Origin of the sequence: Lawsonibacter sp. (assembly GCF_022777125.1) — a bacterium.
Taxonomy (GTDB): domain Bacteria; phylum Bacillota; class Clostridia; order Oscillospirales; family Oscillospiraceae; genus Lawsonibacter_A; species Lawsonibacter_A hominis.
The window spans coordinates 1-11,666 of the sequence record NZ_JALFGV010000105.1 but is presented as its reverse complement, the minus strand read 5'-3'; the positions used below and the strand labels follow the sequence as shown (position 1 = coordinate 11,666).

At 55.5% G+C, this 11,666-nt stretch carries 8 protein-coding genes, 2 pseudogenes and 1 other annotated feature; of the genes and pseudogenes, 3 read left to right on the top strand and 7 right to left on the bottom strand.

Annotated elements, in window-relative coordinates; translation table 11 throughout:
- Window positions 1–7: 7 nt before the first annotated feature.
- Window positions 8–225 (bottom strand) — a binding site (T-box leader).
- Between the two features lie 231 nt (window positions 226–456).
- On the bottom strand, window positions 457–1,965 hold the full coding sequence (locus MR825_RS09030; RefSeq protein ID WP_287880294.1) for a M23 family metallopeptidase: 1,509 nt from the start codon (window positions 1,963–1,965) through the stop codon (window positions 457–459).
- A gap of 322 nt (window positions 1,966–2,287) precedes the next feature.
- Window positions 2,288–3,388 carry an MFS transporter gene (locus tag MR825_RS09025; protein WP_186906805.1) on the bottom strand — a complete coding sequence of 367 codons (1,101 nt, stop codon included), beginning with the start codon at window positions 3,386–3,388 and terminating at the stop codon, window positions 2,288–2,290.
- A gap of 703 nt (window positions 3,389–4,091) precedes the next feature.
- Between MR825_RS09025 and MR825_RS09020 the strand changes: the two genes are divergently transcribed.
- Window positions 4,092–4,976, top strand: coding sequence for a LysR family transcriptional regulator (locus MR825_RS09020; RefSeq protein WP_287880291.1), 885 nt, complete (start codon window positions 4,092–4,094; stop codon window positions 4,974–4,976).
- Window positions 4,977–5,051: 75 nt separating this feature from the next.
- Here MR825_RS09020 and MR825_RS09015 read toward each other — a convergent pair whose 3' ends face one another.
- Both MR825_RS09015 and MR825_RS09010 read right to left on the bottom strand, forming a co-directional pair.
- A complete protein-coding gene (locus MR825_RS09015) occupies window positions 5,052–5,624 on the bottom strand; it encodes a M20/M25/M40 family metallo-hydrolase (protein ID WP_186906807.1) in 573 nt (190 codons plus the stop codon).
- Window positions 5,625–5,775: 151 nt separating this feature from the next.
- Window positions 5,776–7,059: a peptidase gene (locus tag MR825_RS09010; RefSeq protein WP_287880287.1), complete on the bottom strand. Its 1,284-nt coding sequence runs from the start codon at window positions 7,057–7,059 to the stop codon at window positions 5,776–5,778.
- A 323-nt stretch (window positions 7,060–7,382) separates the two neighbouring features.
- On the opposite strand from MR825_RS09010, the pseudogene MR825_RS09005 reads away from it, so the two are divergent.
- Window positions 7,383–7,631 (top strand): annotated as a pseudogene (locus tag MR825_RS09005) (hypothetical protein); the annotation flags it as partial.
- A gap of 105 nt (window positions 7,632–7,736) precedes the next feature.
- Here MR825_RS09005 and MR825_RS09000 read toward each other — a convergent pair.
- The gene (locus MR825_RS09000; RefSeq protein ID WP_287880284.1) at window positions 7,737–9,020 is read right to left on the bottom strand and encodes a peptidase; all 1,284 of its coding nucleotides are present in this window, start codon (window positions 9,018–9,020) and stop codon (window positions 7,737–7,739) included.
- A 15-nt stretch (window positions 9,021–9,035) separates the two neighbouring features.
- On the bottom strand, window positions 9,036–10,418 hold the full coding sequence (locus MR825_RS08995; RefSeq protein ID WP_186906810.1) for a sodium:solute symporter family protein: 1,383 nt from the start codon (window positions 10,416–10,418) through the stop codon (window positions 9,036–9,038).
- A gap of 139 nt (window positions 10,419–10,557) precedes the next feature.
- Between MR825_RS08995 and MR825_RS08990 the strand changes: the two are divergent.
- Window positions 10,558–10,761, top strand: a pseudogene (locus tag MR825_RS08990) (helix-turn-helix domain-containing protein); the annotation flags it as partial.
- A gap of 599 nt (window positions 10,762–11,360) precedes the next feature.
- On the opposite strand, the gene MR825_RS08985 reads toward MR825_RS08990, so the two are convergent.
- Window positions 11,361–11,666, bottom strand: a 306-nt coding sequence (locus MR825_RS08985) for a glycine radical domain-containing protein (protein WP_287880280.1), incomplete at its 5' end; no start/stop codon positions are given.

Here is an 11,666-nt window from a genome sequence, read left to right as displayed (position 1 = left end):
GCTGCCAGTTTAGGGCGAAATCAACTCCGCGGTACCACCTAAATTCGCGTGCCGGGACGGCGCGCGCGCTCTTGGGGGCGATAACGGGCCCCTCCCGATGGAGTCTACTGCAGTTCCTTCCATGGCTCCCGGGCGACTTGGGCGGCCCGCCTGCGAAAGCTCACACCCAACGCTTTCTCTCTGGGGCAGGAAAGACCGCTTACTACTCCCGATCCGTGCCGTTTTCCTATGATTTTCCGAATCGAACGGAGAAATGCTATCACATTTCAAATTGCTTGTCAAGAGCAGAACGCTCCCCCGCCGCGGCAGGCGGCGGGGGAGCGCAGACGGTCGAGCACGCAAAGCCCATGCAGGAAGGAGGGGGACGCTTCCATGGGAAAAGCCTCCGGCGGGGGCCGGCCCCAGACGGCCAAGAACATACGCCTGGGACGTTTGACTGCTTCAGGAAGCGGGGATTCAGCTCAGATAGGCCAGGGGATTGACCGAGGTGCCGTTGATCTTGACCTCAAAGTGGCAGTGGTTGCCGGTGGAGCGCCCGGTGGAGCCCACCCGGGCGATGGTCTGGCCCTGGTAGACGTGGTCGCCCGCCGAGACCAGTACGCTGGAGCAGTGGCCGTAATAGGTCACCTTGCCGTTGCCGTGGTTGATGATGACCAGGTTGCCGTAGCTCCAGTTGCTGCCGGTGGCCCGGCCCGCGAAGGTCACGGTGCCGCCGTCGGCGGCGGCGATGCCGGTACCGTAGGAAGCGGCGATGTCGATGCCGCCATGATAGCTGTAGGAGCCGAAAATGGACCGGTAGCCAAAATAGGAGGTGATGCGCCCGTAGACCGGCCAGATAAAGTAGCCGTTGGGGTACCAGGAGGGCCGCACCTTGGTGCCAACCGCGATGACCTTGGTGGTGGCCTCCTGCAGCACCTGGGTGCTGATGATATCCCGCTCCTGCTCGCGGCCGTTGACATAGGTGATGTTGGCGCTGACCAGCGCTTGGCCGGGAACGCCGGGGTCGATCACACGGGATTCACCCTGGTACATGGAGTCGTCCTCCACCTGCTCCACGGGGCACTCCACGGCCTCGGTATAGGTGACGGAATCCACCGTCTGCACCGACAGGTAGGGGATCTCCTCCCGGACGTTGAGCAGCTGGCCGATATAGATCCGGTTGATGTCGATCTCGGGATTGAGCTGCTGCATCTCGCTGACGGTCATGCCGTTGTCCAGCGCGATCTGCATAAAAGTGTCTCCGCTCTGAACCTCATAGGTGGTCTGGCCGTTGGTGTTTTGGGTCAGCCGGGCCAGCATCGCGTCCAGATCCTGATTCACGTCGGAGGGGGTGTATTCATGAGAGACGACCACATTGGAGGTGAAATCGGCGGAGACGGTGTTTTCGGTCCGGTAGGGCGCCTTGATGGCGTCCAGCAGGGCGTCCAGGCTCTCCCGGTCGGCGGCTGCGCCGATAAACGTGCCGTCCACCTTGAGCACATAGCTCTTCATCACCGCGCCGATCTGGTCGAAGAGATAGGTCTCAAATTCGCCGGTGTCGGAAAGCTTCCCGCGCTCGGACAGGGCAAAGGTATAGCTCACCGTGCTGGGGATCTCATAATCATAGCCCAGAATGGTGGCGGCCCGGGCCTCCACCCGGTCCATCACATCCTCAAAGACCTGGGGATCGGACACGGTGCCCAGGGGCACCCCGTCCACCGACACTACGTAGCTGGGCGTGTAAACGGTGGCCACCACAGTGGCCACGCCCACCACGGCGGCCACAGCCAGAAAATTCAGCGGTGTGAAGAGCCGTTTTCCCCCTGCCGTGGCCTCGTCCAGCTTGTGCTGGAACCGCCGGGCGCCCAGCCGCACACGGGCCATGCCGTCCATCCAGGCGGCACGGTAACGCTCCAGCCGTTTTGCCAGGGGCAGGCCTGCCTGCTGTGCGTCCTCGTCCCGGGGCGCATGCAGAATATCGTCCATATGGGAATCCCTCCCGTTCGAGTGGTTTACATCAAGATCGATCCGGCACGAAAGCGCCGAATCGTAACAAGTTGAATAAAAAGATTACAAAAAGGTTACAGAGTTTATGATACACGTTTTTCCCGGCACAGTCAAGCCCTTTCTGCCCTGGGGGAGGCGCGGCGGCCCGCGCCGGGCGGCAACACGACATCTTGTGGAGCCGGGGCGCGGAAGGGAAGCCGTACCCCCACACCCGCCCCGCGAGCCGGAAACGGCCGGAGGGGCGGTATAAAAATTTCGTCCTTTTGCTGAGGGCGCGCTCCGGGGACAATGCGCGGCGGCATTAGAGCAGCCCCTCCCAAACGGCCCCGGTCAGGGGCGAGAGAACGATCATGACCAGGCTGAAGGTCATGGAGGAGACCGAGATGAGGGTGGCCCGCCGCTGGGAGGGGATCATGGCATTGAGCCGGGCGTCGGTAAGCATCTGGAACGCATCGTCGCAGGCGCTGGCCAGAAAACCTCCGGCGGCCAGCAGGGGCAGGCGGCCGGTGAGCGACAGAGCGGCTCCGGCGGCGACCCCGGCCAGACAGAGGAGCCCCGTCAGCCGGTAGGGCAGCCGTTCCAGCAGCAGGGCGGCGCGGGAGCCGGCCACGCCGCCCAAAGCCACTAGGAGCAGCAGAGGACCCAGCAGCGCGTTCCCCGCCCCGGCGGAAGTCAGGCCGTCCTGGAGAAAGAAGCCCAGCAGGGTGGCCAGAGCGCCCACCAGAGCATTGAAGAGCATGACCGCGGCGGCAGCGGGGTTGGCGCGCAAAAAATCCGCCGCGTCCCGTGCGCAGTCCCGAAAGCCCCGGGGCAGTTCGCTTAGGCGAGGCCGCCGCTCCGGAGCGCCCACGGCGGGCTCCGTCAGGCCCAGCGCCGTCAGCACGGCCAGCACGTCCACCAGGATGTCCAAGCCGTAGGCCAGCCGGTAGCCCAGCGCGGCGGTCAGCCCAGCCCCCAACAGGGCTGCGGCCCCGGCGCCCCGCCAGAAAATGTTCTGCCAGGCGCTTACCCGGAGGTAGCGCTCCGCCTGGCCGCATTGGAGAAGCGAGTCGTAGGTGATGGCCTCACGTGTGCCGGAGGCCAGGTTGTAGCCTAGGGCGCACAGGCCCATGGCCAGACACACGCCCAGTCCGGTCCGGGCCGTGATCATGGCCAGGGCGGACAGCGCGCCCATCGCCCGGCTGGCCGCCAGGGTCCATTTCCGGCCCAGCAGGTCGGCCAGCATACCCGAGGGCAGCTCACAGCAGAGGCTGACCAAATGGAACACGCCCTCCGCCAGGCCGATCTGAGTCAAGGTAAAGCCGCGCAGGGTGAGCAGCAGCACCCAGGCCGTCCCGGCCAGGTGGAGGTTGCTCAGCCCGTCCAGCAGCAAAAGCCGCCGGATCTGTTTGTTCAGGTTCATAATCGCATCGTTCCTTTCTGATCGCTCCATCCCTGCAGGCGCCGGCCCGAGCCGCACAACGCGTTTGGCCGCGCGGGGCGCGTCTGGCTTTACATCAGGGAAGGAACGTTGAAATAAGCATCAAAAAGGAAAAGACGCCTTTTTTGCGCAGAAAAAGGCCGCGGCAGAACTGCCGCGGCTATAAAACATCCGATGGTTTTACCGCCGTGGGTCCCGCAAAAAGGGCGCACTTCCCCCAGGACGGCCTAAAAAATTTCCAAAAGTTTCCATAACTATGCCGAACGCCCAGCCCATGGTACGCCCTCCTCTCGAAAAAAGATAACGATAGGATACCATAAATTTATCGTAATTGCAAGCGCGCCGCAGGACGCGGCGGGATTGGGCAACTTCATTATACAATTAACCATCCGGAAATAATGTTACATACTCGGAAAATGAATTGCCCCTACACAAGGTTTTGGAGCAAAGCACAGATCGCTTGTACGGCGCACGGGCCGCGCCATTTTGCCGGGTTCTATAGAACGCCGCCGCCCCTTTTTGGGGCGGCCCGTGTCGATCTTTGGGTGGACGTCAAGAGGAATCTATGCTAAAATAGCCGTACTAGAGCAGTTCCAGTATCGTTTCAAGCGACTTCCAGAGAAAGCGTCTGCATCTGTGTCAGGGGAAGGAACGTGGTGTTACTATCAATACCGAATATTACCGCGTGATCCTGAAGGCCGCCGAAATGGGAAACATCACCCGGGTCGCTGCGGAGTTGGGCTATACACAGTCCGGGATTAGCCATATTATCAGCCGGGTCGAGCAGGAATTCCACCAGATCATCTTCGCACGCAGCAACGAGGGGATTATAGTCCTGCCCGCGGCGGTACCATTTTTAGCGCTTATGCGGCAAACCGTAGAGGCGGAAGACCTCCTCTATAAGGCTGCGCGGTATGATTCCAGCGATACGATCCGCCTGTCGGTGCTCCCCACCGTGGCAACTGCTTGGGCATCCCAGTTGCTGGTAGATTTTTCTAAAAATTTTCCCAAATTCCACTTTGAAATTTGGGAAAAGAAGGACTATATCGATATTGTGAACGATTTAAAGGCCGATACGTCTGATATCGGCTTTATTAACGATATTTCCAGCCAGAATCTGCTCTTTTATCCCTGCTACGAGGACCGGTATTACGTCGTCTTTCCTCGGGAGCACGCCCTTGCCTCTCTCGATGAAATCGGGATCGAGCAGATTGCCCAAGGTCCCATCATCCTCCCCGAGGAGGCAGTCCAGCACAAGTACCTCAAGAATCACCTCCTTAAGCCGGACGCCCCTGCTGATCCGGTTTTTTCCTCCCGTAAGCCGATCGACGATTGGATGACGTTGAGTATGGTGGAACAGGGCTACGGTATTAGCGTAGTGCCCGGACTGTACCTCTACCGCCACAGGTATTCCCTGCATGCCCGTCCGCTGAAAGAAGGATATTCCAGAGTGATGGGTCTGTGTACCCGTAAAGAGAAAAAAAACTCCCTGGAGATCCGCACGTTCATCACCTTCACCCGCAAGTGGGTGAAGGCGTGGGAGAAGGCGAACCCTGGCTTTTCCTGCTAGGCTGGACAATAGAAACAGCGCCGCCGCACTCCGTTCTACAGAGGCGATGGCGCTGTTTTTTCTCTCTAGGGTGAGTTACGATTCATAGCCGCACCAGTTCAAAATCGTGGCGGCAATCACTTTGCAGGCGTCCACAATCTCAGAGATGCTGACGGATTCGTTGACCTGGTGGGCCTCCGGAAGCTCACCGGATCCGACGAGCACAGAGGGAACGCCTAAATACCGGCTGAACATAGCCCCGTCCGCCGTGCAGGCGATACCGGTGATCTCTGTCTCCCGCTTCCGAACCAGCCGCATGTTTTGGTTGACGAGTTGGATCAGCTCCTCGTTTTCGTCTACGCTGATCGGGTGCCAGCAGGTGCCCAGCCACTCCAGTTCCGGCCTGTGTTCACTCAGCCACGGATCCTCGCTGCAGATTTGCTCGATAAATGCCTCGAATTCCGCTTTGGCCGTCTCCACCGTCTCATTAGGGGACATCCCGTAGCGGATTTCCATAACGGCCAGATCTGGTACGCTGGAGGGCCAGACGCCGGCGTTCAGCTTACCCACGTTGATCTTAAAGGGTGTGGGGTACTGAGAGAGCTTCGGGTGCGCCAGCCTGGCACTGCGTTCCTGCTCAAACGCATCCAGTTTAGAGAAAATATGCATACGGCTTTTTTAAAGTTAACATACATCCGCTTGATTTGCCAAGAAGTATGTTTGCCACAATGCGCATCCTGCGGCGGGGTATCTGCACTGAGTGTAATCGAGTTCTGACAGGCCTGTTTCTGTTATTTCGGTTAACAATAGGGCTGCACGATCATTCGGCGTCCTGATAGCCGCACCAATCCATAATGGTAGCGGCAATCACCTTGGTTGCGTCCATCATTTTGTTGATTTCGACATATTCGTTTGCCTGATGCGCCACGGTGACCTCTCCGGGGCCAAAGAGTATAGACGGGATCTCGAGAAATCTCGAATACAGTGCCGCATCTGCTGCCACGGCAATACCGCAAATGGTAGCATCATTGCCGACGACGGCTTCATGGTTTGCGGCAACCATCTGCACGAAGGCATCATCGGTGTCCATGCTGTACGGATGCCAGCAGCAACCCAGCCATTCCACCACGGGATGATGATCCTTTAGCCAAGGATCTGCATCGGCAATTCGATTGATATAGTCTTCAAACTCAGCCTTTGCCTGCTCCACGGTTTCCATCGGAGACATGCCGTAACGAATCTCCATGACAGCCTGATCAGGAACAGCGGACGGCCAGTTGCCGCCATTGAGCTTTCCAACATTGATCTTAAAAGGCGTTTTAAAACCAGCCAGCAACGGGTGGGCCAGGCGCTGGGTGCGGTCTTTTTCCAGAACGTCCAGCCGTTGGTAAATATAAAATGCCTTTTCAATGGCACTGGCGCCGGTCTCCGCATTGGACAGCAGGGCACCTTTGCCGGGAACTGTGATCCGCACCCAGGTGCTGCCGACGGTGGCAACGCCGATCATGTTGCGCATACACTCGGGGAACAGTGCCGCGTCAGCCCGATACCCACGCAACAGCTGTGCCAGCGATCCCATGCCGCCGCACTCCTCATCTACAACCGTTTGAAACAGGACATCGCCCTTCAGCGAGAGTCCTGCTGCTTTAATGGCCTGCAGAGCGATCATGCTACAGGCGATGCCTGCCTTCATATCACCGATGCCGCGGCCATAGATGCGACCATCCTTAACCGTGCCGCTCCAAGGAGATTCATCCCAATCACTTTCCTGGCCGACAGGAACTACATCCACATGTCCGTTGATAATCAAAGATCGACCTTCACCGGTGCCTTTGAACACACCACACACATTGGGGCTGGTATCAAAACTCTCGCGTGTTGACGCAAACGCCGGATGCTTACGCATCTGCTCAATGTCAGGATACCACAAATCCACATTAGCTCCCATGTTTTCCAGACGTTGGGCGACAAATTTTTGAACTTCTTCTTCTTTTTGGTATAGGCTGGGGAACTTTACAAGATCACTGGCCAGTTGCACCATTTCATCCTGAAACTGATCAATACGGTCAAAAACCGCTTGTTTCTTGCTGTCTAACTGAGCCATAATACACACCTATTACAATAAATTTGGACAGGAAGGCCGGGCAGCCAGTCCGGCGTTCCCTCCATCTCGTGCCTAAGCTACAATGAGAGGAGCAACTGGCTGACCATTCACTCCTTGGGCTTATATGTCCGAACGAAAGACTGTCAGCTATCCTCTTGTTGTAGCGTTCGATTTAAGCAGGTTGAGCCATCGAATACCGGAGAGTTCGTGTCACGCAATAGATTGAATCGGCAGCGAGAAAAGATGGATTACGGTTGTGGATTCTTAGGATTGGAGGAATGTGAACGAACTGCGTTGGCATTGATGTTTCCAAAGGGAAAAGCATGATCTCCGTCATGTGCCTCTTTGGAGAGGTGGTGGTTTCACCCTTTGAAGTCCGGTATTGACGGGCTCGGAAAGCCGCCCATTTATTTGACGCTTACGAAGTTCGGCATACCGCCAGTGAACTGAGCGAGTTGGCAAAGCTGCTCAAAAGTCTGGACGGTGAGACCCGTGTGGTCATGGAATCCACGGGCAATTACCATACGCCGGTGGCCTGGTTGGTCCACAATGCAGGGCTTTATGTCGCTGTACCCCATTGACTTTCCTTTGCAGGTTTCATTAGCAGGTCCTTTGTAATGTTCAGGGATTTGTTTTACCACAGCCAATGCTGCGGTAAAACAAATCTGCTTTTTTGATTATGGGTTGGACGAATAGCCGCACCAATCCAGAATGGTTGACGCGATTACCTTTGTGGCATCCATCATTTTATCAATTTCAATATACTCGTTTGCCTGATGTCCAACGGAGATTTCGCCTGGGCCATAGAGAATCGCCGGAATATTCAGGAATCTGGAATAGGAACCGTTATCCGCACCGCCTGCGGCACCACATACCACAGCGTCTTCGCCGGTGACATCCCGATGATTGTCCGACACCAGACGAACCAATGGGTGGTTCGGATCGATACTGCATGGATGCCAGCAGCAACCCAACCATTCGATTTGAGGCCGATGATCCTTCAGCCAAGGATCACCCTGAGAAATCTTGTCAATATAGTCCTCGAACTCAGCCTTTGCCTCATCAACCGTCTGCAGCGGAGACATGCCGTAGCGAATCTCCATAACAGACTGATCAGGTACGGCGGACGGCCAATTTCCGGCTTTTATAGTACCCACGTTGATTTTAAACGGCGTCTTTACATGGGATAGGAGAGGATGTGCCAAACGCTGGGTGCGCTCCCGCTCAAATTCGTTTAAGCGGTTGAAGATATACGCCGATTTTTCAATGGCACTGGCGCCGGCCTCCGCATTGGACAGCAGCGCTCCGCGTCCCGGAACGGTCAATCGAACCCACGCGCTGCCGATCGTCGCAATGACCACATTGTTTTTCATGCATTCTGGAATCAGCACGCCGTCTGCCCGGTATCCTCTGACGATCTGCGCCAGTGTTCCCATGCCGCCGCATTCCTCGTCCATAACGGTTTGAAACAGGATGTCGCCTTTCAGGGTCAGCCCCGCAGCCCAAATGGCTTCCAGAGCGATGAAATTGCAGGCTAAGCCGCCTTTCATATCGGTCGACCCTCTGCCCCATACACGATCCTGTGTTATTTTGCCGCTCCAGGGAGAGTCAGACCAGTCATCCTCGTTTCCCGGCGGAACAACATCCACATGGCCGTTCAGGATCAAAGATTTGCCGTCGCCGCTGCCTTTGAAGACGCCGCATACATTTGGGCTTGTGCTAAAATCCGTCCGATCCGAGCAAAAACCCGGATGCTTACGCATTTGCTCAATATCCGGATACCAAAAATCTACTTCGGCACCCATTTTCTCAAGACGGTCAGCAATATACTGCTGGATGTCTTCTTCTTGTCCGAACGTGCTGGGAAACCGCACCATCTCACTGGTGAGTTGTGCCAACTTGTCCCGCGACTGATCGATGATACGGCAAACTGTCTGCTTTGCATTCAAATCGTGTTCCATAGTGCATTCCTTTACTTATTGCACAGTTACATTAGGAATCTCCTTGTTGGTTGCCTTGGAAACGATATAGCCTACCAGGAAGGAAGTAATCAGAATGGGGAAGCATACATTCAGCTTGCCATTGAGACCGGCAACGATCCAGGCAATACCCACAACGATGCCGACGATCATTGACCAAAGTGCGCCCTGCTTGGTAGCCTTCTTCCAGAACAGTCCGCATACCACAGAGAAGGTCATCGGAGCGGTACCGCATGTAACAACCACCATGAACACATTGGACAATGTAGACTTGCTGATTGCAAAGATGGGGATCATGGACAGCATTGCGAAAACAAAAGTGAGGATTCTGGAAACAGCCAGCACTTTCTTGGGCTCGGCGTTCTTGTTGATTTCGTTGACATAAATATTCTTCATAATGGTGCCGACAGCCAGAACCTGTGCCGACAGAGTGGTTGCGATAATCAAAGCGACCATGCCCAGGATAATGCCGGTGAGCCAGCTGGGGAGGAAAGTGTTGACGGTTTCCACAAACGCAGCGGAGCTGTCAATTTCAGGTAGCTTAACGCAGGCCACGATGCCGATGGTGGCGGTCAGGAAACCCATGGGCAGAGAGAAAATTGCGCCGGCGATGGCACCCTTAACGGCATGAGAATCATCCTTCGCGGCCAGAGTGGGCTGCAGAGCGGCCTGCATGGTCATGAAGCCGCAGATGGAAGAAATGATCCAACCAATGATGGTGTTAAGAGGCATATTGGCCATGCTAAAGTGATCTGCGGGAGCGACAGCCTTGATGTCTGCCCAACCACCGGCTTTGGACACGATCAAGAAGGTGCCGACTGCAATGAAAATATAGGCAAACAGGCAGGTAAGCTTACCTACGACCTTTGCGCCCTCAATACCGGACAGAGCGCTGTAGGAAACCGCCAGTACCAGACCAATCACAGCGGCAACAGCCAGAGATGAATTAGGAATCACCAACTGGATTACGGTGCATAGAGTGAAGAGCTGAATGGGAATGTAGAAGAAGCCCATCAACAGATATGAATAGGAGTAGAATTTGGCGACGGCGGGACTATATCTGTCAGACATAAAAGACATCAGGGAGTCGCCATTGGTTCTCCTGCGCAGGGGCTTTACGACCAGCAACATACACAGCATAGCGATAGTGCCGGTAATGCTGTACCATGCGCCGGCATAGCCGATTTTAAAGCCGTTCTGCGCAACGCCGATGATTGTGGTTCCGCCCATTTGGAATGCAGCCAGGATACAGCCTACATCTATCCATGTCAGATTACGACCGCCCAATGCCCATTCCTGAATGTTTTTTACTTTCCGTCCAGCAATAATACCGAGAATGATCACGCCAATAAAGGTAATGGCCCATACAACTTGTAACATAGTTTTTCTCCTTTTTTCTGTGTAAAATTAGTCCTTTGTAAAACTCCAAAATCCCAGTCATTTCAATGGTTTGGTTGATTGCATAATGAAGTTGGACGTCTGGCAAAAAAATCCATAGTGATTTTCCCAGCATGGTAGAATGAAGTTCCTACACCACATCTGCCAAAGGAGGGCAATCACTATGGACTGCCAAGATTACATCACAGAGCCAGCAGAACGCAAGAAGGGACAGCACCTTCAGCGTGAAGAAAGAGGTGCCATCCAGCATCTCAAGCGCCAAGGTTACTTAAACAGAGCTATTGCCGGAGAGATAGGCTGCTCTCCGGCCACCGTGGCAAACGAACTGCGACGCGGCACACCGCCTCGTAAAAGCAATAAGGGCAGAAAACCCGGCTACTCAGCAAGGTGTGGAGAGGCCGTCTACAAGGCCAACAGAAAGCTTTCTCGGAGACGCCATAGGATTTGCCGCTGCGCCCGTTTCCTTCGTTGGGTGGCAAGGCAGTTCAAAGAACACAAGTGGTCTCTGGATGCCTATATCCATTGGTACAATGAAGGTCATATTAAATCGTCACTCGGGTGGATGAGCCTACTTGAATACAGACGCAGCTTGGGACTGATTGCGTGAAGGACAACGAATTTAGGTCCCCAAAAATGTCCTCACCCCCAGGCGTCCAACTTGCCTTGCAATTTTCGAAATGATTTGTAACACAGAAAATCACCACTCCTCATAATTTAAAAATAGGTCCGGCAAACGTTCTCCTCAAATTGCGCCTCCCCTCTTCGGCTGTTTGATCCCGCAGGCCTGTCCCGTTTCCCGGATGACCTTGTTTTAAGCGTACGGCTCGGGCGGCTCAGCCGCCCGAGCCGTACGTACGCCGTAAACGCAATGAGGTGGATTGAGATACGTCCACGGCGCGCATATCATTTTCTCCTCAACAGGATTCAGGCGATATCATGCTGGGTTCGCTCCATAATGGCGTTTTGAAGAGAGGTGTCAAGTTCCACAAAGTAGGCGCTGTACCCGGAGACCCGAACCATCAGCGTGGGGTACTTTCCCGGGTTTTTTTGGGCGTCCGCCAGAACCTTTTTGTCCATGACGTTAAATTGGATGTGTTCGATCCCCAGTGCAAACGTCCCACGCAGGAGTGCCAGCACCTTCTCCTTAGCCTCGGGCGTCGCCAGGTTCTCCCGCTGGATATACATGTTGATGGTGGAGCCGCCGCTGATGGTGTTGTTGTCGATCTTGCC

Excerpts from the sequence above, each read along its gene's own strand:
- MR825_RS09030 (WP_287880294.1), bottom strand. The coding sequence starts at position 1,965 with ATGGACGATATTCTGCATGCGCCCCGGGACGAGGACGCACAGCAGGCA.
- MR825_RS08995 (WP_186906810.1), bottom strand. The coding sequence starts at position 10,418 with ATGTTACAAGTTGTATGGGCCATTACCTTTATTGGCGTGATCATTCTC.
- MR825_RS09010 (WP_287880287.1), bottom strand. The coding sequence starts at position 7,059 with ATGGCTCAGTTAGACAGCAAGAAACAAGCGGTTTTTGACCGTATTGAT.
- MR825_RS09015 (WP_186906807.1), bottom strand. The coding sequence starts at position 5,624 with ATGCATATTTTCTCTAAACTGGATGCGTTTGAGCAGGAACGCAGTGCC.
- MR825_RS09025 (WP_186906805.1), bottom strand. The coding sequence starts at position 3,388 with ATGAACCTGAACAAACAGATCCGGCGGCTTTTGCTGCTGGACGGGCTG.
- MR825_RS09000 (WP_287880284.1), bottom strand. The coding sequence starts at position 9,020 with ATGGAACACGATTTGAATGCAAAGCAGACAGTTTGCCGTATCATCGAT.